Source organism: Pseudomonas sp. NFACC13-1 (genome assembly GCF_900104425.1).
Taxonomy (GTDB): domain Bacteria; phylum Pseudomonadota; class Gammaproteobacteria; order Pseudomonadales; family Pseudomonadaceae; genus Aquipseudomonas; species Aquipseudomonas fluorescens_AA.
In genome coordinates, this window is the sequence record NZ_FMXV01000002.1 from 388,409 (window position 1) to 410,598 (window position 22,190).

21 protein-coding genes are annotated in these 22,190 nt (G+C 60.1%); 17 read left to right on the forward strand and 4 right to left on the reverse strand.

Translation table 11 applies throughout. From position 1 onward, the window contains the following. Positions 1-52 precede the first annotated feature (52 nt). From BLQ55_RS04200 to hisM, 5 genes are all read left to right on the forward strand, one after another. Positions 53-1,066, forward strand: coding sequence for an SIS domain-containing protein (locus BLQ55_RS04200; protein ID WP_092252544.1), 1,014 nt, complete (start codon positions 53-55; stop codon positions 1,064-1,066). A gap of 2 nt (positions 1,067-1,068) precedes the next feature. Continuing rightward, complete coding sequence (locus tag BLQ55_RS04205) at positions 1,069-1,923, forward strand: PfkB family carbohydrate kinase (RefSeq protein WP_092252546.1); 855 nt, start codon at positions 1,069-1,071, stop codon at positions 1,921-1,923. Between the two features lie 61 nt (positions 1,924-1,984). Then, positions 1,985-2,755, forward strand: a complete 771-nt coding sequence (locus BLQ55_RS04210; RefSeq protein ID WP_092252548.1) for an ABC transporter substrate-binding protein — start codon at positions 1,985-1,987, stop codon at positions 2,753-2,755. A gap of 24 nt (positions 2,756-2,779) precedes the next feature. Then, on the forward strand, positions 2,780-3,469 hold the full coding sequence (locus tag BLQ55_RS04215; RefSeq protein ID WP_092252550.1) for an ABC transporter permease: 690 nt from the start codon (positions 2,780-2,782) through the stop codon (positions 3,467-3,469). Next, complete coding sequence (gene hisM, locus BLQ55_RS04220; RefSeq protein WP_092252552.1) at positions 3,466-4,167, forward strand: histidine ABC transporter permease HisM; 702 nt, start codon at positions 3,466-3,468, stop codon at positions 4,165-4,167. Before BLQ55_RS04215 ends, hisM begins: the two co-directional genes overlap by 4 nt. Before the next feature lie 10 nt (positions 4,168-4,177). Here the strand turns inward: hisM and BLQ55_RS04225 are convergent, their stop codons facing one another. Continuing rightward, positions 4,178-4,774 carry a TetR/AcrR family transcriptional regulator gene (locus BLQ55_RS04225; protein WP_092252554.1) on the reverse strand — a complete coding sequence of 199 codons (597 nt, stop codon included), beginning with the start codon at positions 4,772-4,774 and terminating at the stop codon, positions 4,178-4,180. Positions 4,775-5,289: 515 nt separating this feature from the next. Between BLQ55_RS04225 and BLQ55_RS04230 the strand changes: the two genes are divergently transcribed. The 9 genes from BLQ55_RS04230 (at position 5,290) to BLQ55_RS04270 (ending at position 18,176) form a co-directional block, all read left to right on the forward strand. After that, entirely contained in the window at positions 5,290-6,303 is a 1,014-nt protein-coding gene (locus BLQ55_RS04230; RefSeq protein WP_092252556.1) for an SDR family oxidoreductase, read from the forward strand. Between the two features lie 80 nt (positions 6,304-6,383). After that, positions 6,384-7,904 (forward strand): class I adenylate-forming enzyme family protein, encoded by a 1,521-nt coding sequence (locus tag BLQ55_RS04235; protein WP_092204332.1) that lies wholly within the window; start codon positions 6,384-6,386, stop codon positions 7,902-7,904. After that, complete coding sequence (locus BLQ55_RS04240) at positions 7,894-8,505, forward strand: HAD-IB family hydrolase (protein ID WP_092204331.1); 612 nt, start codon at positions 7,894-7,896, stop codon at positions 8,503-8,505. The genes BLQ55_RS04235 and BLQ55_RS04240 overlap by 11 nt, the downstream gene beginning before the upstream one ends. A 3-nt stretch (positions 8,506-8,508) precedes the next feature. After that, positions 8,509-10,272 (forward strand): FAD-dependent monooxygenase, encoded by a 1,764-nt coding sequence (locus BLQ55_RS04245; RefSeq protein WP_092252558.1) that lies wholly within the window; start codon positions 8,509-8,511, stop codon positions 10,270-10,272. Positions 10,273-10,391: 119 nt separating this feature from the next. Next, positions 10,392-11,471 (forward strand): phosphopantetheine-binding protein, encoded by a 1,080-nt coding sequence (locus tag BLQ55_RS04250; RefSeq protein WP_092204329.1) that lies wholly within the window; start codon positions 10,392-10,394, stop codon positions 11,469-11,471. A 74-nt stretch (positions 11,472-11,545) separates the two neighbouring features. Continuing rightward, a complete protein-coding gene (locus BLQ55_RS04255) occupies positions 11,546-14,956 on the forward strand; it encodes a beta-ketoacyl synthase N-terminal-like domain-containing protein (RefSeq protein ID WP_092252560.1) in 3,411 nt (1,136 codons plus the stop codon). Positions 14,957-14,963: 7 nt separating this feature from the next. Then, positions 14,964-15,485, forward strand: a complete 522-nt coding sequence (locus tag BLQ55_RS04260; protein ID WP_256326523.1) for an SRPBCC family protein — start codon at positions 14,964-14,966, stop codon at positions 15,483-15,485. Positions 15,486-15,541: 56 nt separating this feature from the next. Beyond that, positions 15,542-16,240 carry an outer membrane protein gene (locus BLQ55_RS04265; protein WP_092204327.1) on the forward strand — a complete coding sequence of 233 codons (699 nt, stop codon included), beginning with the start codon at positions 15,542-15,544 and terminating at the stop codon, positions 16,238-16,240. Positions 16,241-16,520: 280 nt separating this feature from the next. Continuing rightward, the gene (locus BLQ55_RS04270; RefSeq protein ID WP_176814177.1) at positions 16,521-18,176 is read left to right on the forward strand and encodes a sensor domain-containing diguanylate cyclase; all 1,656 of its coding nucleotides are present in this window, start codon (positions 16,521-16,523) and stop codon (positions 18,174-18,176) included. 4 nt (positions 18,177-18,180) lie between these two features. Here BLQ55_RS04270 and BLQ55_RS04275 read toward each other — a convergent pair whose 3' ends face one another. Further along, on the reverse strand, positions 18,181-18,846 hold the full coding sequence (locus BLQ55_RS04275; RefSeq protein ID WP_092204326.1) for a LuxR C-terminal-related transcriptional regulator: 666 nt from the start codon (positions 18,844-18,846) through the stop codon (positions 18,181-18,183). Then, positions 18,833-19,633, reverse strand: coding sequence for a DUF3108 domain-containing protein (locus BLQ55_RS04280; RefSeq protein ID WP_256326524.1), 801 nt, complete (start codon positions 19,631-19,633; stop codon positions 18,833-18,835). The genes BLQ55_RS04275 and BLQ55_RS04280 overlap by 14 nt, the downstream gene beginning before the upstream one ends. A 225-nt stretch (positions 19,634-19,858) precedes the next feature. Between BLQ55_RS04280 and BLQ55_RS04285 the strand changes: the two genes are divergently transcribed. The 3 genes from BLQ55_RS04285 to BLQ55_RS04295 are packed head-to-tail and all read left to right on the forward strand — an operon-like array spanning position 19,859 to position 21,529. Then, complete coding sequence (locus BLQ55_RS04285) at positions 19,859-20,287, forward strand: DUF1810 domain-containing protein (RefSeq protein WP_092252562.1); 429 nt, start codon at positions 19,859-19,861, stop codon at positions 20,285-20,287. After that, complete coding sequence (locus BLQ55_RS04290; RefSeq protein WP_092252564.1) at positions 20,280-20,759, forward strand: DUF4760 domain-containing protein; 480 nt, start codon at positions 20,280-20,282, stop codon at positions 20,757-20,759. Before BLQ55_RS04285 ends, BLQ55_RS04290 begins: the two co-directional genes overlap by 8 nt. Before the next feature lie 14 nt (positions 20,760-20,773). Then, the gene (locus tag BLQ55_RS04295) at positions 20,774-21,529 is read left to right on the forward strand and encodes an SIR2 family NAD-dependent protein deacylase (protein WP_092252566.1); all 756 of its coding nucleotides are present in this window, start codon (positions 20,774-20,776) and stop codon (positions 21,527-21,529) included. 105 nt (positions 21,530-21,634) lie between these two features. Here the strand turns inward: BLQ55_RS04295 and BLQ55_RS04300 are convergent, their stop codons facing one another. Beyond that, positions 21,635-22,162 (reverse strand): GNAT family N-acetyltransferase, encoded by a 528-nt coding sequence (locus BLQ55_RS04300; protein ID WP_092252568.1) that lies wholly within the window; start codon positions 22,160-22,162, stop codon positions 21,635-21,637. Positions 22,163-22,190: the final 28 nt, after the last annotated feature.

Below are 22,190 nucleotides of genomic sequence, written 5' to 3' on the forward strand. Positions count from 1 at the left end.
AATCGTGTTCATGACAGCAGCATGAACCCTTTAACAAGGCCCAGGAGTTCACATGGCGATCCAGTTCAACCGGGAAGCATTCATCAGTTCCTTGCAGCAATCCGTGCACATCGTCGACGACGCCCAGCAGTTTGGCCAGGAGTTGGCCTCGCGGATCGACCGCATCTATTTCGTCAGCTGCGGCGCTCCCAACCGCATCATGCTCGGCCTGCAATACTGGCTTGAACGCTACAGCCACACGCTGGAAGTGCGTCGTTATTTCCCGGCCGACTTCATGGACATCGATCCACCGCGCCTGGATGAACGCACCCTGGTGGTCCTGGCCTCCAAGTCCGGCACGACCCAGGAAACCATCGCCGCCGCACGCTTTCTGCAAGACAAGCCCTGCCTCACCGTGGGCGTGACCCAGACCGCCGAGCTGCCACTGGCCCAGGCCGTCCAGCATTGCTTCCTGCTGGGACGTACCGATGAGGCGTACTTCGGTTGCTTCATGATCCTCCAGGCATTGGTCGGCGGGATCCTGGCCAAGCGCGAAGGCTGGCCGCTGCTGGACAAGCTCACCCGCTCGCTCAAGGCATTGCCAAGGGCCCTGGCCGATGCCGCGATCAATAATGACCAACGGGCAACCGAAGAGGCACGCCTCTACAAAGATGACCGCGTCATGTATTTCCTCGCTTCGGGCCCCATGTTCACCACAGCCTATGTGTTCGGCGTCTGCGTGGTCATGGAAAGCCAGTGGTTGCATTGCCTGCCGGTGGAAGCCGCGGAGTTTTTCCATGGCCCGTTCGAAGCCATCGATGCCACCACGCCCCTGCTCCTGTTGGTGGGCGAAGACCCCAGCCGGGCACAGATGGAACGCGTCGTGCGGTTCTGCCAGCGCTACACGGAACGGGTCATGGTCTATGACGCCAAGGACTTCCCGATGGAAGGTATCGACCCGGAGATCCGCGCCATTGTCGCGCCCTACATTGTCGGCATCGCCGTGGAACGCATCGCCGCCCACCTGGCGGTCTGGCACCAGCAGCCGCTGACGACGCGCCGCTACATGTGGAAAACGGAGTACTGAGCATGGCCAGCCTGATCGCGGTCGGCGACAACACCCTGGATGTGTACCTGGACCGGAACATCGAATACCCCGGTGGCAACGCACTCAACGTGTCGGTGTTTGCCGCCCGGCTGGGGGCTCTCAGTGCCTACCTGGGCTGCGTTGGCGATGACCGGCACGGCCGGTACCTGCTCGATTGCCTGCAACAGGAAGCGGTCGATGCTTCACGCTGCCGGACGTTATCGGGTGCCAATGGCTGGGCGTGTGTCGACAGCATCGAGGGCGAGCGAGTGTTTCTCGGCAGCGATCCGGGCGTGTGTCGCCAACTGCGACTCAATGCCGACGACCTGGCCTATCTCGCAAAATTTCCGCTGGCCCACAGCAGCCTCTACAGCGGTCTTGAGGGTCAACTGGCTCAGATTCGCCAGGCCAGCGGCTGCCTGTCATTCGACTTCTCCGACAACTGGGTGGAGTTCGATTGGCAGGCACTGATCCAGCAGGTGGACATCGCCTTCTTCTCGGCGGCCGACCTGTCAGCCAGTGAAGCCCGTGACCTGGCGGATTCGATGCGGGCGATGGGCCCGACGACGGTGGTCATCACCCGTGGTGCCCAGGGCGCCCTCGCAGTCGACGCACAGGGCGTGCATGAGCAAGCCGCGCGGCCCTGCGCGGTCGTCGACAGCATGGGCGCCGGCGACGGTTTCATCGCCGCGTTCCTGCTGGCATGGCAAGCCAGGCACACCCTTGCCGAATGCCTTGCGCGAGGCGTCGATCATGCCGGCCAGGTGTGCGGCTGGGCCGGTGGCTTCGGCCATGGACGGACCGTGGACAGCCAACGCGCTCAACAACTGAAACACGCCTTGAACATTCAAGGCTGATGCGTACTGCCCCGGGACCCTCCCGGGACGGCTCTACCAACCTGTCGTGGATACCCTGTCGATGAAAAAATATCTGATCGGTTTGATGCTCGTGGCCAGCCCGCTGATGTCCTGGGGGGCCAACGAAGAACTGCGTTTCGGGGTCGATCCCACCTACCCGCCCTTTGAGTCCAAGCGACCGGACGGCTCCCTGACAGGTTTCGATATCGAACTGGGCGAAAGCTTGTGCAGCGAATTGCAACGCCGTTGCGTCTGGGTCGAAAACGCCTTCGACGGCATGGTCTCGGCCCTCAAGGGCAGGAAGTTCGACGGGATACTCTCTGCCCTCTCGATCACTGAAGCACGCAAAGCCGAAATTGCCTTTTCCAACACCCTGTACGACACCCCGGCACGCCTGGTGGCCCCGCAAGGCAGCCAATTGCAACCGACGGCCGAATCCTTGCACGGCAAGCGCATCGGCGTGCAGCAAGGCAGCGTGTTCGAGGTCTACGCCAAGCGGATGTGGGGCCTCAAGGGCGTGGAAGTGGTGCCCTATCAAAGCAGTGACTTGACCTATTCGGACTTGATCAACGGTCGGCTGGATGCGGCGTTCGACGATGCCATCGCCGTCTCCGAGGGCCTGCTGAAGAAGCCCGCAGGCAAAGGCTTCGGCTATGCCGGCGAGGTGGTCAAGTCACCGGAGATCTTCGGCCCGGGCACCGGCATCGGATTGCGTAAAAGCGATACCGCCCTGGCCGGGGAAATCAATCAGGCGCTCGAACGGCTCCACCGCAATGGTACCTACGAACGCATCGCCAGCAAGTACTTCGACTTCGACATCTCACCGAAGTGAACCAGCCGCGCGGAGCCTGAAAGCATGTTTCTCGAAGGGTACGGCTATCTCATTTTCCAGGGTGCGTGGCTGACCGTCCAAGTGGCCACGTGGGCCGCCTGCGTCGCCCTCGTGCTTGGCCTGCTCGGGGCCTTGGCGAAACTCTCGCCAGTGGCGCCGCTAAGGCTGGTCGCGACGGTCTACACCACACTCGTGCGCAGCGTCCCGGACCTGGTCCTGATGCTGCTGATCTATTACAGCGCGCAAATCGGAATCAACCAGATAGCCCAGGCGTTCGGCCGGGAATCGTTGCAGTTGAATCCCTACGGCACCGCCATCGGTACGCTGGGATTCATCTACGGCGCATACTGTGCCGAAACCTTTCGCGGCGCCTTCAGAGCCATCCCGTCAGGCCAATTGGAAGCGGCCCGGGCCTATGGCATGAGCCATTGGCAAGTCCTGCGGCGCATCCGCCTGCCGCAAATGATGCGGTTCGCATTGCCTGGCATCGGCAACATCTGGCAAGTGCTGTTGAAAAGTGCCGGCCTGATCTCGCTGCTGGGCCTCAATGACATGGTCCAGGTCGCCAAACAGGCGGGCAGCGCGACGTCAAGGCAGATGTTCTTCTATCTGGTGATTGCGGCGATCTTCCTGGCTTTTGCGGTCCTGTCCAGCCTGGCCCTCAAACACCTTGAACGACGCTACAGCATCGAACCGCAGCGGAGCGTGTCATGATCGAGATACTGAAAGAGTTCGGGCCAAACTTCCTCTGGTCCGACGGTTACCGCTGGAGTGGCGTGTCCGTCACCCTGTGGCTTTTAGTGACTTCCGCCCTTATCGGCCTGGCCGCGGCGATCCCCCTGGCGCTGGTTCGCACCTATGGCAATCGTTGGCTGGCACTGCCTGTCCAGATTTATACCGTGGTGTTGCGCGGCACGCCGTTGTTCGTGCAACTGCTGATCATCTACAGCGGCCTGGCCAGCCTGAGCCTGATCAGGGAATCGCCGAGTCTGTGGTGGTTCTTCCGCGATGGCATGCATTGCGTGATCCTGGCGCTGGCCTTGAACACCTGTGCCTACACCGTCGAGATTCTCGCCGGCGTACTGCGCACCACCCCTCGCGGTGAGATCGAGGCGGCGCTGGCCCTGGGCATGACCCAACCCCAATTGTTCATTCTGGTACTGATACCGAGCATGCTGCGCCGGGCACTCCCGGCCTACAGCAACGAAGTGATCTTTGTCCTGCACGCCACGGCAATCGCCTTTACCGCGACCGTTCCTGACATCCTTAAAGTCGCGGCAGATGTCAACGCTGCCACCTTCAAGACGTTCCAGGCCTATGGCATTGCCGCGCTGCTCTACATGTTGCTGGCGTGCGCACTGGTGGGTGTCTTCCGATTGGCTGAACGCCGATGGCTGGCCTATCAGCGATAACGAGGAAGACCTATAGAGGCTCCGCAGTCTGGATGAGCGAATTGAGCACCAGCTTTATTTCAATCGCCGGATCTTTATGCCCTTGCAATATCAAGCCTTCGGACAGGGCGGTGAAGGTCTTCGCAAGCGCGGCATGGTCCAGCGGCGGTTTCTTGCCAGCATGGTTGAATATGATGGTAATCAACTTGCCCAGGGCTTCGCTGTTTTCCTCATGCAAGTCGTAGTAATGCTGTGAGAATTCTTCATCACGCAGGGCGATCAGTTGCAACTCGGCATCAAGGATCGCACAGCGGGTATTGTTCTTCAGGGTGTCGATATAGGCATTCAAGCCATGGCTCAACTGCTCCGCCGAATAGCCCGACGCCAGGGTCGCGCTCAAGCGATCGATTTCAACTCGCTTGAAGCGTTGAGTCAGTTGCAGGAGCAAATCCGATTTACTGGAAAAATTGGAAAAGAAGGCCCCTTTGGAAAAGCCCGCCTCCTCGGCGATAACGTTGACGCTGGCGGCATGAAAGCCTTTGCTGATCATCAGCTCAGTGGCGGTGTCGAATAATTTATCTCTTGTTACTTGCTGGCTCTCTTCTCGACCTAGTCTCTTTTTAATCACGCCCTCGGCTCCTTTGGCCAGTGAAAATATGTACATGTAACTAAATGCGACGAAGCGGCTACTCACTGTATGGAATCCATCTTCGCCATCATATCTTATACGCACCTCGTTCAATCATTTACATTTTAACTTTCATCCCGTGCCATGTATGTGCCATGTAACCGGGACAATCTTGGGGCACACGCAAGATGACTGCACAGTCACTTTTTTGCCAGGGTCCAGGCAAGTCAAAACCGTTGTGGTCTTTGCCTGAGCAGCGGGATGAAGCGCCTCCTGCCCACCTCAAAGCGGCATTTTTCCCGCGGTCCCACGGCACACCACAGGGGTAACAAAAATCTGCGTAAGGCCCGGTTTAGAGCCACTGATTTGCCATTACTACTAAATACCACTTGATTCTCAGATACCGAATGGTTTTTAATTGCGCCGTTGGTGGAGCCCAACGCCTGATCCAGGCATCGCGTCCGTGACACGGGTCTCGATGCAATGGCAGGTCATCTCACAGGAGCGGTACTTTAATGGAATATGCCTTCGTTACAGGCGCTACTGGCCTGCTCGGGAATAATATCGTTCGTGCGCTGTTGAAACGAAACATCAAAGTAAAAGCACTGGTTCGTTCCGCAGAGAAAGCCAAGAAACAGTTCGCCAGCCTGCCCGTGGAATGGGTCGAAGGCGACATGCTCAATGTCGATGCCTTCAGCCATGCCCTGCAAGGGTGCGATGCCCTGTTTCATACGGCAGCCTATTTCCGCGACAGTTACAAAGGCGGGAAACACTGGCAAAAACTCTATGACACGAATGTGACCGGCACCGAGCGATTGTTGCAAGCCGCCTATGCCGCCGGTATCCGTCGTGCCGTCCACACCTCTTCCATCGCCGTGTTGAAGGGCAATAAAGATCAAGTGATCGATGAAACCATGTCTCGCAGTGAACAGGAGGCTGACGATTACTACTTGAGCAAAATATTGTCCGAACAAAAGGTCCAACAATTCCTGTCGCAGCACCCGGACATGTTCATTGCCATGGTCTTGCCAGGATGGATGTTCGGCCCGGGGGATATTGGCCCGACCTCCTCAGGCCAGTTCCTGCTCGACTTTGTCGGACAGAAATTGCCCGGCGTACTTCCCGGAAGCTTTTCCGTCGTCGATGCCCGGGATGTGGCCGAACATCAAATCGCGGCCATCACCCGCGGCAGGTCTGGAGAGCGTTACCTCGCCGCCGGCAATCACATGGACATGAAAAGCATTTTCCAGGCGCTGTCCAGCGTCAGTGGCGTGAAAGCCCCGGAACGAAAAGTGCCCTTGTTCATGCTGCGAATCATCGCGCTGATCTATGAAGGTTATTACCGGATTACCAAGAAACCGGTACTCATCAGTACTTCCACGGTCAAGCTCATGGCGCAAGAACAAGGCCGTACCCATTTCAGCCACGACAAAAGTTCAAGGGAGTTGGAATGCCAGTTCCGCCCTGTCGCTGAAACCCTGACCGATACCCTGACCTGGTATCGAAATAACAACTACACAGATGCTTGATTGAGACACCTCATATAAAGCCTGCCTCTGTAGTACTTTTTTGACGCGCCCTATATCCAAGGATTGAAAGAGGTTGGTAAATGAAAAGCCTTTCATATAAAGAAGGTTTTCTGCATCGCTTTGTCGGTTTTTCGGAATCGTTCCCCGAACAAGTTGCTATCCGGCACCTGGATACGGAAGAAGAGACCGTCACTTACCGCGAGCTGCGCATCAAGGCCGAAGCCTGCAACGGTACCCTGACGGCACTCGGTGTATTGCCAGGCGATAAAGTAGCGCTGGTGCTGCCCAACGGGGTGGCGTTCATCGCTTACTACCTGGCGATTATCGGGCGGGGAGCCATCCCGGTCATCCTCAACTACAAGTTGACTCCCTTCGAAATGAACAGTGTCGTCAGCCTCGCCAGGCCGACGCTGGTGGTCACGACCGAAACGTTGTGGGGACAACACAGCGAGGTATTCCAGCCGGACAATGGCGTCAGGCACTCCCTGGTGCTGGACGGTGCGAGCGAACCGTCATCGCCCCTGCCCACCAATGCAACGGCCGCCTCTGAACTTCCTCGACAGCTCGAACCCTTGTCGTTGCCTGAAGGCAATCCGATCGTCTCGGTGCAGTTCACCTACCGTGGTATCGGCAGGCCCCTGGCTGTCGCTCACCGCTACCTCGACCTGACGCAATCGAGCGATGGCCTGCACGAGCACTTTCACCGGCAGGGCGTCGGCTCGGTGCACCTGGTGACACTGCCGCTGTATGCCATTTTCGGCCTGTCGGTGATGATGGTCTTCCCATTGAGCGTGGGCGCCACGTTGCTCATGACCAACACCCTGCTCAATCGCGACCTGGCCGAAGTCTTGTCCGAGCATCAGGTTACCTTTGCCTGCCTGGTGCCCGATGTCATCCGCTACTTCAATACGCGCCTGGCCAAACGCAAAGGCACGCCGTTGCCGCTGCACCCGCAACTGATGATGTATTCCGGCGGCAGCCACCTGCCGGCCGATGAAGCCGAGAAACTGGGCAAGCTGCTGGGTTGCAGTCCCGTGCTGCAAGGCTATGGCCTGACCGAGAGCATGCCGGTCATTGTCCAGAGCTCGATCGGCGAGGTCCATCGCGGCGCCATGGGCCAGCCGATCGACGGCGTGGAACTGCGCGTCGTCGATGCCGAGGGCCAGGACGTGGCACCCGGGCGCATCGGTGAATTACTGATCCGCGGCGCGATGGTGATCGACGGCTACAACGATGCCGAGGACAGCAATGCCCGGTTCTTCCGCGAGGGCTGGTTCCACAGCGGTGACCTGGTCTGGCGGGACGACGATGGGCATGTGTTTTTCTTTTGCCAACGCCTGCGGATCTCGAAGATAAAGGCGCAGATGGTCGACCTGGTGGAAATCGAATCCATCGCCCTAAAGCACCCCGACGTGGTGCGGGCCAGGGCCTATATCGTCCCGGACCACAAGGAAGTCAACGTGCTGCACCTGTGCGTCGAAGGGAGCGGCGAGCTGACCCAGAACGCGCTTTGCACCCTGCTCTCGCGCTACCTGTCGGGCTTCAAGCTGCCCAAGACCATCGAGATCATCTCGCTCAAGGAAGAGGCACATGCACGCTAACAGCACCCAACCGGTACTGGCCGTTTTCGACTTCGACGGCACATTGACCGACCGGCACACGTTCTGGCGCTACATGCGTTTTATCGTGGGCACCCGTTCGTTCTGGCTCAGGATCATTCCCCTGCTGCCCAAGATGCTCAGCGTGATCCTGGGCATCACGCCGCTGATGCAAGCGCGCCTGGCCTTCATCGCCTGTTACCTGGGCGGGCTCTCGGTGGAACAAGAACGCGAGCACGCCAAGTACTTCATCAGCGAACAGCTTCCGCGCTGGCTCAGGCCCGAGGCGTTGCGGCGGCTGCAATGGCATCAATCCATGGGGCACGTCACCGCCCTGGTCAGCAACTCGCCGGAAAACTACCTGATTCCCTGGGGCCGGGTCGCGGGGTTCGACTATGTGTGCGGCACCCGCCTGGCCACGGCGAAGAACAAACTGACTGGCGGGATAGCCGGTACCAACTGTGTAGAGCGAGAGAAAGTCACGCGGCTCAAAGGCTGCCTGAACAACCTGGATGATTTTTACATTTATGCCTACGGCGACTCGTCAGGCGACGATGCCCTGCTCGGCATTGCCAACTCTCCCTTCTACAGAAACTGGTACTGATCGATGAACACTCTGAGCACGTTGGCCCCCCAGCATTTCAAGCGCCCTGGCAGCGCCCCGGCCGTCATGATCGTCGGTGCCGGCCCCATTGGCCTGTCCCTGGCAATCATGCTGAAAAAATGGGGCGTGGCGTTTCGCATCATTGAAAAGAACGCCGGCCCCTCGACGGCGACCAAGGCCATGGCGATCCACTCCCGGACCCTGGAAATCTTCAGAGACCTGGGTGTTGCCGAGCAAGCCATCAACGACGGCTTCACGATCAACCAATTCTCCGTGCAGTCGAACGCCAGGCGGGTGCTGAACTACAACTTCTCCTACCTGGACGCGACCTATCCCCTGCTCTTGAGCCTGCCACAGCCGCAAACCGAGAAGATTCTCCTGGAGCGATTGAAGGAACTGGGCGCAGAAGTGGAGTGGAGCACTGAACTGGTGGACATCGAAAACCTGCCGGGTTCGGTGCGCATGACGCTCAAGCATGCCGACGGCACCGACGAAACCTTCACCAGTCGCTGGGTAGCCGCCTGTGACGGGGCTCGCAGCAACATCAGAAAACGCCTGGACATGACCTTCGAAGGTTCGTCCTACGACCGCTTCTTCATGCTGGCCGACGCCGATATCCAATGGTCCGGCAGCCAGGATGAGGGCGCGTTCTTCCTGGGTGCGCAGGACGGTTATGTGGCCGTCGCACCGATCAGCGCCCAGTCCCGTTATCGGCTGTTCATCGAAATGCCCTACAACCTGCCCCCCGAAGGCGAGCGCCCGTCCTTGAGCCTGGAGAACTTCCAGCGCCTGTGTGAAGGACGCGGGCAAAAGATGACGCTGTCCAACATCTCATCGACCACCATCGCCTCGTTCCAGCATCGCCGCGTGCAAACGATGCAGCAAGGCTCGGTGTTCCTGCTGGGAGACTCGGCGCACATCGGCAGCCCGATTGGGGGTCAGTGGATGAACCTGGGGGTTTCCGAGGCCTATAACCTGGCCTGGAAAATCGCTTATGTCGCCCAAGGCCTGGCGGCCCCATCCTTGCTCGACAGCTACAACGAAGAGCGTTATCCGGTTGCCCTGGAAGTCGAGAACACCGCACACCGCCTGACACGGCTGATTACCGTCCGGCGGCGTGCCCTGGTCTGGCTACGCGACCATGTCCTGCCGCTGTTGAGCAACCGGAAAAAGGTCCAGCGCAGGTTGCCGTCGATGATTTCCGGTCATCAGTACCACTATGGCAAGAGTGACTACATCCAAGAATCGCTGACAAAGAAGCAGCGCAAAAACTGGAATAAAAAAGGGAAAAAACCCGAGTTCCAGACCGCCGCGCCCCGCGCCGGGCAACTGGCGCCGGATGTCGAGTTGTGGCAACTGCAAGGGCTGCCCACGAAGCGCTTGATCGACCTGTTTCATGGCACGTTCACGTTGTTGATCTTCAGCGCGGCCGATCAGTTCTCGCCGTTATTGCCGGGCTACTACGCCTTGGCCGAGTCGGTGGAAAAGGACTACCCGGGCATCAAGGCCTATTGCGTGATCGACGCCTTGAGCAGCGCCGGGCTACCGGCCTGGCACTCGACACTGCTGGACCCCGATTGGCGGCTGCACAAGCGCTACCACGCCAAGGAAGGCACGTTGATGCTGATTCGCCCTGACGGCTACATCGCTTTCCAGAGCGCCGATGCAATGACGCTGGTGACCTATCTGAACGTAAGGTCCGGGTTGCTCAAGGGCGCCAGAAAGACACTGACTCGCGAGATCGACGCAGTGGAACTCCAACTTTAAGTCGCTCCATGGCTACTGCCAGTTTGCTTCATTGATATAAACACGGCCCATTCCCGGGCCGCGATTTCTGATCTTTCTTCTGTATAGAAATATCCACCGACTTTGGTTAGGAGAACCTTATGCGCATGCAACTTAACGATGTGGTGCAGGAATTCATCGTGTCCAATGGAAGAATAGCCCACAGCTATTTCTCTCTGTCCGAAAAGATCATTGAATCATTGTGCGAATCCAATATCGCCAAGGAAGCGATATTGCTGCGGGTGTTGGAACAGGCCGAATCCGTCACTGCTCACTATTTCAATGCTCATCAACAAGTGCTCGAGGGCGTTTATGCCCATGGGATCGCCGCCCCCGGCAGCCAGAATATTGCGGTGCTGGAGCCTGTTCACTCGAACCCGACAATACTGGCTCCGGTGCCCGCCGCCGAAACCGTCGAACAGGCCACCGCACTCAGCTACGGGCAATGGTTGCGCAGCGAAATAAGCACGGTGACCGGGTTCCAGGCACAACAGATCGACTTCGATCAGAGTTTCGAAAGCCTGGGGATCGACTCGCTGGGGCTGGTGGATATTTTCGAATCCCTGGCCCAGCACTTCCCGGAAAAGAAAGCACTCACTTCGCAGCTCTTCGATGCCCCGACCCCGACCGCCTTGCTGGCACGGCTCGAAGCCGATCCGCAGGCATCGGCGTCGGATGTCCAAGGGTGGGTACTCGACCAGTTGGCGGCGATCACCGGCTTTACGGTCGAGCAGATCGACCCGACACACAGCTATGAAAACCTGGGCCTGGATTCGCTGGTGCAGCTGGATTTCCTGGAGTCGGTAGTCGCCCAGTGGCCGCAGCTCAAGGCTCACAGTTCCGAACTGGCCAATGCCAAGTTCCCGCAGGCAACCATCGCCCTGATTCAAGCGACCCTGGCCGATCCCCAGCCACAAGCGGCGCCTTCCCCTGCCGCGGCAGCCACTCAAGGACAGGAGGAAAACCTGCTGCTCAACGCCCTGTCGCCATTGATCCCGGACGCAGCGCAGGCGATCGATATCCAGACGCCTTTCGCACAACTGGGTCTCAACGGCTTTGCCCGGGAGGCGCTCTGCCAATCCATGGCGCAGCAATGCCCGGCCAGCGAGTTTGCCGGTGAAGCGCTGATGTCCCGTCGCACGCCCCAGGATGCCTTGTCGCTGCTGGCCAGGCTGAGCTGAGCCCAGCAGCAACAGGAATGGAATCCGGGTGACCGAACAGGTCACCCAGCATTTTGGCGATCAGGAGACAGGGTATGAGTGGCGCAGTAACGACAGCGGGCGATTTTTGCTTCAGTGCGATGGCGGGCGAGTTTCCGGGGGCACCGTCAACGGAGGCGCTCTGGCAGTTGCTCGCCCAAGGGCAGGTCGCACCGATGGAATCGATGCCGACACGCTGGGAAGTGGACAAGGCGTCGATCTATTCAACCAAGGCCGGCGAGAAGGATCGCACGTACCTGGACAGCGCTTTTTGCCTGACCGATGACGCTTCGATCCCGTCACGGCACGAAGGGAGGCAGGTCGCCATCGGCAAGAAGGTGCTTCGGACGCTGCTGACCCAACTCGCCGCACAAGGCTCGCCATTGAGTGGCGAACGCACGGCGCTGGTGGTCGCGACGTCTTGGAGCGACGAGAGCTATTTCGTCACCGGCATGTCCGGAAAAACCGCTGCGCCACCGGGTTTTACACCAGGTGAACAAGTGGCGGCACTGGCCGCGGCCTTTGCCTTGGGTGGCCCGGCGTTATCGGTGGACACGGCCTGCAGTTCGTTCCCTTACGCCCTGGATATGGCCCAGGCGCTGGTCAACAGTGGCCAGGCGGACAACGCGGTTGTCATGGCCCTCAACACCGTGCTGCCTCCGGCGCTGTTCCTGGGGTTCTCGCAGTTGACGGCGTTTTCCGCGCGGGCGCGGATGGAAGCCTTCGGCCAGGACGCAGACGGCATCGTGCCGGGCGAATGTGCGGTCGCGTTTCTGGTCGAACCCGTCGCCCAGGCCCTGACGGCGCAGCGCCGTCCCCTGGGGGTCTTGCGCGCCGTGGGCATGTCCGCCGACGGTGCCGAGGGCTCGGTATTCGCCCCCGGCAAACAGGCCCAGTACTCGGCTTACCAACGTGCCTATCGCGGTCTCGATCCAAGGGACGTGGACTACATCGAGACCCACGGCACCGGCACACCGCTGGGAGATGCGACGGAGTTGGCCTCGTTGAACAGCTTCTTCGCCCCCCATCGCCCGGACGACCGGAAAATCACCATCGGTTCGATCAAGTCGGTCATCGGCCATCCCCTGGCCGCCGCCGGCGGCGCGTCGCTCGCCAAGGCCTTGATGATACTGCGCCACAAAGGCATTCCACCGCAGCCCGGCTACCGCCCCAGCACCAAGGTCGACGACACCTGCCTGCGACTCGCCACCCAGCAGGTACAGCCTCTGCAAGCGCGTCCGTCGGCGATCCGGATTGGCATTTCCAGCTTTGGTTTTGGCGGCGCCAACGCGCACCTGGTGGTGGACGAATACCTGCCCGGCGACCACCCTGCCGCAGCCCCCGCAACCACCTCCGGCGTGCTGATGCTGGACCTTGCCATTGTCGAGGCTGAAGCCGCGCTGGGCAGCCACCGCTCGTTGCAAGCATTCCAGCAACAGCTCGACCAACCCGCCGCACCTTCGGTCGTGTTTCCTTATGGGCGCTTCGTTGACTACACCCCGGCTCCCGGCCAGCCTTTGCTGGGCAAATTCCTCGCCCAGGACCACGTCATCGATATCGACGGCTTCGGCATGGGCCCCAAGCCACTGGCCCACGTCGATCCGTTCAAGCTGTTGATCACCGATCGCGTCAATCACTTGCTGCGGCGCTTGCCGGGCGTGGCCGGTTCGCCCGGCACCGCGATGGTCATGTGCTGCAACATGGGCGGCGAGCGCTTCAGCAACGCCTATAGCAGCGCCCACAACTTCTATTCCCGGGCACAAGGCGCGGCGCCGGGCGTCGAGGTGACTGACGTGGCAACCATGCTGCCAAACATGCTATCCGGCTACCCGGCGCAGATTTTCGACTTCAAGGGTTTCCATCAGACCCTGGTCGGCACGGCGGGCCTGTTCTGGCAGACCTTGCTGGCCTCGCCGCAATGGTTCGACAACGGCATCACCACGCTCCTGCTCGGCGCCGGGCGTTTTTTCAGCGGTGAAATCGAGGTCGAGCGCGCTCGGTGCAACGCGACCCAGCAAGGTGAAGGCCTGGGGTTGATCGCGCTGCGTCGCTATCAACCCCAGGCCACTGACAAACCCTTGCTGGTGATTCGCGCCGCGGTCCTCGCCCATGCGGCGGGCACACTGGAAGAGGCCTGCCGGTTGTTGGGCAAAGCGCCCGGCCACTCTTTGCACGTTGAAGTCTGCGAGTTGCAGCCGGTTGCGACGCCTGCCAGCGGATCGCTGCAGGAAATCACCGGTTTCCTCGCCGAAGCCAGTGGCATCGAAACCCTGCTGGCGGTGATGTTGCGGGACGCGACCCATACCGTGATCGAAGTGCGCGACGCCGGCAAGGCGGTGATGTGGCTGTTTACCGAGCAGCTTCGCCAGTGGAACCCGACCACCGCCGAGGTCAACTCGCCCATCAAGCATCCGTTCATGTTGCGCTTTGCCCATTCGTCATCCCAGGAACTGCAGCAAGTCATCACGCCTGTCAGCCTGGTCCGCGAGCCGCAGAACGATGGCGTCGACGTGCAGCAGCTCAGCGACATGCTCACCAGCACCCTGCTCTCCGGGCTGCGGGTACGGGTGCGCGCCATGGAAAGCCTGTTCACCCTGCACCGTGGCGATACCGCCCAGCAACCGGCGCACTGGCAGCGCAGCGCGGAACATAGCGTGATAACCAATGCCCTGCGCACCCCTCAGTCGCTGCACGCCCAACTCGTGGTGAATGAAGCGCACCCGTACTTCTTCGATCATCCCCTGGATCACATCCCGGGCATCTTGCTCCTGGAGGGCGTGCTGCAACTGCTCGAACTGGCCATGCCGCCTCTGAGCGGACGGGTCGCCTACATCAAGACCCTGACGATCAAGTTCCAGCACTACGTACAGAAGCAGGGCACGGTCGATCTGCACGTCGAACAAGGCGAAGACCCCCAGGTGTTCAACGCGAAAGTCATGCAGGCCGGAAAAGTGATGTGCACCTGCGTCCTCGCCATGGCCTACAGCTCGGCATTCGAGACCTCACCGTCCGGCGAATTCAGCGCCACGCCCTGCCGCGACAAGGCGCTGTTGCACAAGGCCAGGGCGGAAAACGTCATCGTCAGCGACATGAGCGGCGTCGCCCAGGGCCTGAGCGTGGACACCGTGAAATTGCCAGCGGAACACTTCTTCCAGGCCGGCGATCCCCAGCACTATTCGATGGTGTATTTCCTCGAAGTGGCTCGCCAGTGCTACATGCAAATCGCCCACAGCCACCTGCGGATCCCGCTCAATACCCCGATGAACCTGCTGGCCTTGAGTTTCACCCTGGACCGGCCCATCCCCAGGAACAGCCCGCTGTCATTGGCGCCGCAAGCCGGTTTCGATGCGTCGCTCCAGGCCTTCAAGACCAACCGCATCTATATCGACCTGTTCAACCGGGGCGAAAAAATCGGTCAAGCCAGCATTACCGCCCAGGTGCTGAGTCAATCGGAACCGGCAGCCTGAGCATTGAATGGACCTGCCTACCCAGCATGACCGTGCCCCCCACATCCAAGGTGTCGCCGTGAACGATGTCAACGTGCAAGTCATAGTCAAATCGCCCCCTTCCGAAATCTGGAAGCTCTGGAGCAATTTTCCCGAAGCGCCGCTCTGGGATACCGACGTCCGCCAGTGTCAACTCGACGGTCCGTTCCAGGCTGGAACCCGCGGCAGATGTGTCCTCAAGAATGGCTTGAAGATGCCTTTGAAACTGGAAGCCGTGAGTCCGCACGAAAGTTATCGCAACAGCGCCCGGCTGCTCTGGATCGACCTCGAATTCGATCATCGGATGCGCAGGCTCTCTGCTGATGAAACCCATGTCATCCATAGCGCGAAGATCTCGGGCCCGTTGGGTTTCCTGTACCGCGGGATGCTGCGCAAAGCGCTGACCAAGGCGATGACTACCGCACTGGACAACCTGTGCAGGCTGGCTGAACAACGGGCCATCGACACATCGGTGCACGGGAAAACCGCGACGCCCTTGCACCTCGTATGAACGTCTTCGGACACGCTTCGCCTACTTATCGATAACAGCAATATTTCGGATCTAGCATGAACCTACAGAAAAACCCCCGGTATCTTGTCATGGGCATCATTGGCCTGTGTGTTACCGCCCCAGCGTCGAGTTTCGCCGACACCCTCGGCCCCTATGTCACTGGCATGGGCGGCGTGAACTGGGTCGCTGAGCAGGACCTTAACCAGAACGACCTTGACTTCGTCGAGATGGAATTCAACCAACCGTTGCATTCCGGCTTCGCCACCGGCCTGGCACTGGGCTGGCGATTCCCGGTCGGGCTAAGGCCTGAAGTGGAACTGAGCTACCGCCGCAACACCCTGACCCAGTTCAATCACCGGGTCTACGAAGGTGGCGGCAGCATCGACGGCAAAGGCGAAGAGCAAGCCACCAGCCTCATGGCCAACCTCTGGTATGACGTCACGAACCTGCCAACCCCCTTGAGCCGGTTCACGCCTTATGTTGGCGGTGGCCTGGGCTACGCCGTGCTGACCATCACCGGCCTGGAAGCCGGCGGCGTCAAGTTCGGCGACACCCATCGCGACACCGTCTCGGCCTGGCAACTCGGCGCCGGGGTCGCTTACGAGCTCAGCGAGCACTGGTCCATGTCCCTGGATTATCGCTATTTCAAGACCGGCGAAGCGCACTTCGGCAACATCCAGGGCCTGCCCCAGGGCGATGTGCAAACGGAGTACAACGCCCAGTCCCTGATGCTGGGTTTGCGGTACTGGTTGTAAGCGGTAGAGGGCGCGGCGCCTTGCCTCATTCGCAGGGCGTCCGGTCGGTGTATCTTCAGACCTTTCAAGCGCCGTGATCAGTATCCATTCACAGCCACAAGGGCATCGCTCCCCCGCTGTCTGACAGCAGCGGCGTAAAAGGCCGGTAGCGACATTGCGCTTTTTGTCGCGCTCAGCGGTGACCGGACCGATACCCCAAACTGGAAAATTTTGAGAGGATGCAGGCCAAGAACGCCATGGAATACAGGCTTTCCAATTTCCATCTCCGTGGCGGCCCGACATGTACATCCCTCTCTTCCAAAGCTTACGGGCACGCTTCGCCATCGTCGTGGCGCTGGTGGTGCTGCTCCTCAGTTGCATCTTCGGCACCGTTATCGGCGAATCCTCCATTTCGCGGCTCAAGGAGCAAACCGGGCTGCAACTGAGCGAATATGCCTACTCGATGATCGATCGCCTCGATCGCGACATGAGCAACCGTTCAAAAGCGCTTACGGTCCTGAGCAAGCTGGAAACCCTGCGCAACACGGCGAACCCCGGCGAAGCACGCGCCCTGCTCGACCACCTTAGCCAGCAATTCCCGAACTATTCCTGGATCGGCCTCACCGACGCCCACGGCAAAGTGGTCGCATCGACCAACGGGGTGCTCGCAGGCGCCGACATCTCGCAACGGCCGGTCTTTGCCAATGCGCGGGAAAAGACGTTCATTGGCGATGTCCACGAAGCCGTCCTGCTGGCCAAGCTGCTGCCGAATCCTTCCGGGGAAGCGATGAAATTCGTCGATATCAGCATGCCAATCAAGGACGTCGCCGGAAATCTCACGGGGGTGCTCGCGACACATCTTTCCTGGGAATGGGCTGCGGAAGTCGGTCGGTCGCTTTTCGACCCCTTGCAGGAGCGCCTGCCTGGCCTGGAGTTCCTGGTCATCAGCAAGGACGGCACCCTCTTGCTGGGCCCCAAGGACATGATCGGCAAGCCCGCCGGGATCACGCTCGATGGGCGCGGACAAAGCTGGTCGGTCGAGCGCTGGCCGGACGGCAAGCTCTATCTGGCAGGTGCGGCACAAAGTGTCGGCGTCGACGACTATCCCGGCCTGGGCTGGACCGTGGTGACACGCCAGCCCGCCGAGATCGCCTTTGCGGCTGCACGCGAGATGCGCAATGAAATACTCCTCTGGGGCGGCCTGCTGTCCATCCTGTTCGCGGTCATCGGATGGATCATGGCAGGTATTCTCACCGGGCCGGTGAACGTCATCGCCGAGGCTGCCGCGCGCCTTTCCGAAGGCGCCGATGTGGGGATTCCCTTGCTCAAGGGCACGCGCGAAGTCGAAACGCTGAGTGTTGCGATCCGGCACCTCGTTGACAGCCTCACCCGAAAAAGGGGGCAGTTGGCCGTGGTCGAGGGTATCGCCTACCGCGATGTCGTCACCGGCCTGCCGAATCGGGCAGCCTTGGAAAAGTACATCGAGGCGGTACGCAGCGAGGTCGACGTACAGCCTGGCTTCGGCGTGCTGTGCCTGGATCTGGACGGGTTCAAGCCCATCAACGATTGCTTCGGCCATGCCGTTGGCGATGCATTGCTCCAGGAGGTCGGCCTCCGGCTCCTGGGCGCTGTGCGCGATGGCGACATCGCTGTGCGCCACGGCGGGGATGAATTCGTATTGCTGCTGCGCCTGCGTACCGGAGAATCCTTGTCCAGCATGCAGGGCGCCGCCCAGCGCATCATCGCAAAACTGGCCGAGCCGGTCGTGCTGACCGGGGAGTCGATCACGGTCGGCTGCAGCATCGGCGGGACGCTGTGGACCGGCGGCGAGTTTGCCGATGCGCTGGCCCAGGCCGATGAAGCACTCTACCGGGCCAAGCGTGCGGGCAAGTCCCAGGCGAAATTCCATGACACCTCGCACACCGACGAGGCTGCACAGGCCAGTTCGAAGGTCTGAGGCGCTAGCGCAAGGTCTGAAGCGCCTCGCGCCCGGCAAAACGAGCAGCGGCCACCGCCCTGTTGGGAACGTTAAGCGCACGGATCAACGAAGAGACATGAATGCGCACGGTGAAGGGAGAGATCTCAAGCGCTGAGGCGATTTCCTTGTTGGTCTTGCCTTCGGCGATCAATTGCCAGACCTCTCGCTGCCGGGACGTGAGCTTGCTCATGTCATCATCGGGACCGAGTGGCAGCGAGCCCGAAGGCTCATACTTGACCCGTACTTCGCCACGGCGAATATCGGCGATGGCCTGGCCGACCTGGTCGGGAGAAAGGCTCTTGCCGACAAACCCGTCTACACCGGTGGCCATGACACGGCCAATGACATCGCTGTCATCCAGCGTCGAAACCACAATCATCACGGTGTGCGTGAGTGCCTGGCGCAACTGCGCGAGCTCGCTGATGGAGCCCAGGCCGGGAAGACGTATTTCAAGAATCAGCGTATCGAGAGGTTGTCCATTCGTTGCCAGCGTCCGTACTTCCTCCAGGCTGCCTGCCTGTTCGATCACTGCGTCAGGTATCAGGCGTTCCAGCAACACCAGCATCCCCTCTCGGAACAGCGGATGCTCATCTGCCACGATTATCCGGCAAATCTTCCGACCCGAGACGCGTCTCTCATCGCGTCCCATACTGCATCTTGACGACTTCACTGATTCTCTGCGCAACGCCATTGAACGGAGGCGTGACGGATCGGATCGACTGACCGCGATAAGGTCCGTCCGCGGGAAACCAGTTCTGAACAACGACAACCTGTTTCGGCTGCCCGGCCGAAACCGGGCCCGTGGAGATTTCATTGGTGAACTTGCAGGTATCGAACGTCCCCAGGGCCGTCTTGATCGTTTCACGCCCGTTATAAGTCAGCTTCTCGACGACATCGAACTCGACCGCTCCCCCGGCGCTCACCGCTTTGTTCTTGTAGCTGACGGTGACGGTCTGCCCAGGTTGCAGATCAATCGGTGTGGAAGCGGGAGGCTGGTAGGTGGTGGTCACCAACGATGCCCCGGCACCATGGCGATCGCCGTAACGAACCAGCCGACCGTCCTTGATCTCGGCGAAGGTCGTCGTCAGGAAAAACGGCGCATTGTTCAGGAACGACGTGTGCACCGAAGCCACCGGATTGGCGCCGGCAAACGCCTCACGCCCGAGCGTCTCGGTTTTACCGCGACTGGTGGCTGGCGACAGGTTGTCGCGACTTTCATATTCCACCACCGTTCCGGCCTGGAAATCCGCCTCGTTGGTGCAAGCCGCAGAGGATGTCTCACTGGCAGTGGCAGCCGACGCACCGGCGATCAAAGAACCCCAGCCACTGGCGACAAGGGCCGAGACGGCGAATGCCGTTGCGAGGCGCTTGCGATAAGCCGGGCAGATGTTGGACTTTCTGGCGGGTGTGTTTTTCAAAAACAGATCCTTGTTCAAATAGGCTCGTTGCGGCCGGTCGAAAACCCGATAGCGCTCATAGGTTAGGGTCGAGTGCCGACCGGCGCTATAGCGCAAGTGTGCTATAGGCTTTGCCCTCGTTCTGAATGGGGGTGATGATCGAGACTACCGATACGCGCCAGACCATGACATCATAAAGCCACTATTTTTGATCGAGCCTGACGCGCTTCATTCTTCAGCCTTGAAACCGTATCAGAGGCTCGCATGACCGAATCACTGGAGCGCTTTGTCCAGGCGCAAGCGTCAACCTATGACCAAGCTTTGCTCGAGCTACGGCGCGGCCGCAAGGAAGGCCACTGGATGTGGTTCATCTTTCCCCAACTACGCGGCCTGGGTGTCAGCGAGAACGCCACCTACTACGGCCTGCGCGACCTGGAAGAGGCGCGCGACTATTTGCATCACCCGCTTCTGGGACCGCGACTGGAGTGCGCAGCCCGCGCCGTCTTGGACTCGGAAGTCACGGTAGAGAAACTCCTGGGGACACTCGACGCCATGAAATTCGCGTCCTGCATGACGCTGTTCGCAGCGGCCGCGAACGAACATTGCGTGTATGCCCGGGCGCTGGAGGGTGGGGTGAATGTCGACTCAAGAACACTGGAACTACTTAAGGAGCAAGAGAGAAAAAATGTCTAATTACGAAACATGGACGTTGGTGGTCCAGGTGGCCGTGGCCCTGGTGGCCCTGCTGTCGATGTACCTGGTTGTTCGCCAGGTGGTCATCCTGACGGCACAACTGAAGGCGACTCAACAGGCTTCCGAGGCCCAGAGCATCATTTCGATTGTCGAGTTCCTGCAAGCCAGCCAGGCCCGCGATGCCCGGCAAGCGGTTCGCGCCACGCTGTCGACCCTGCATCATGACCAATGGGACGCCACCCATGTCCAGCACGCCTCGCTGACCTGTGCGAACTACGACGTCGTCGCGGCGTTATTGCGTGCCGACCTGATCAAGAACAAGCACATCATCATCGAAAACTGGGCACCGAGCATCAAGCACTGCCACCAGATACTTGCCCCTTTCATTGAGACAAAACGTGCCCAGCCCGGCGGCGACCGAAAGTACTGGAGCAACTTCGACTGGCTGCGCGACCAGTGCTCTCAGGTCTGACGGGGGTTGAGACGATGAATTCAGAAGTCATTTTCGCTGAAACGGTGAAACGCCTGCGAGCGGCCAGGCACCTTGCCATTTTTACCGGTGCCGGCCTTTCCGCACAAAGCGGTATCTCCACGTTCCGTGATCCCTCGACCGGCCTCTGGGCGTGTTACGACTCAAAGAAACTGGCCACCCCCGCCGCCTTCGCCAAAGACCCTGCGCTGGTATGGGCATGGTACAGCTGGCGCCGAACGCTGGTTAACGAAGCGCACCCCAATGACGCGCACCGGGCAGTCGCCAGGCTGACCCAGAGCTTGCCCCGCGTGACCGTCATCACACAGAACGTCGACGACCTGCTCGAACGCGCCGGGTCCAAGGAGGTGATTCACCTTCACGGTGATCTGGCCAGCGCGCGTTGCTTCCAGTGCAATCGTCCCTACCTGGGCGCGTTGCCCGTGGATGTCGGGCCGGACTGCGACAGCCTGGAACCCCCGCGCTGCCCGCACTGCGACGGCCGGATCCGCCCCAATGTCGTCTGGTTCGGCGAGGGAATGCCGGAACGGGAACTGGACCTGGCCTTCAGCGCAGCCCGCGACTGCGACGTCATGCTCTCCATTGGCACTTCTGGAGAGGTCTACCCGGCAGCACGGATTCCAACACTGGCAACCGAGCATGGCGCCTGGCTGGTGCATATCAATATCGAACCGATGGGGGCCGCTTCCGATAAAACGCTGGTGGGCGATGCGACCCACTGGTTGCCGAGGCTGGTCGAGGCGTTGGGCTGAGAAATCGCCTGCAAGGCTTGCCCGACATCGCTGAACTGAACCAGGATGTCGCCGCCCAGGCCGATCATGAATTGCCGCAGTCACGCTGTAACATTGCGTGAGGCCTCAGGACTGGATCGTCGGGAGTTCTACTTGAATGGTTTTACACCATCTGGAAGAACTCCCGGCTTGATGGTCACAAGACAGCGCTTCAGGCACAAACCCGCACCGCTCAAGGACCTTCCTTGAGCCGATGTTGTGCTCATAGACATAAGCCACCAGTTGCGTAAGCCCCCAGCGCATCCGCGCCGCCTCGATCAGATGTTTCAGGGCCTGCGTCGCCAGCCCTTGCCCGCAAGCGCGTTGATCGATGCGATAGCCCACCTCGGCGCAACCGCATGGTGAATGGATGCCTTTCAAATTCGCCCGCCCCACTATTCTCCCGCTGGCGTCTTCGATCACAAACGGGTGCCAGACGCCCACGGCGAAATCGGCCAGATAGCCTTCAATGTGCTCGGTGACACCCGTCCATGAATAAAACGCAGGGGCCCGTGCGTCGATCTGCGACTCGAACCATTCACGGTTATGGGTTTCGAAGGCCAGCAGCGCTTGCACATCGGTCATTTGCAGCTCGCGAATTCTGAAGGGTTTCACTGATGGCTTCTCCTGGGGCCGTGAAGCG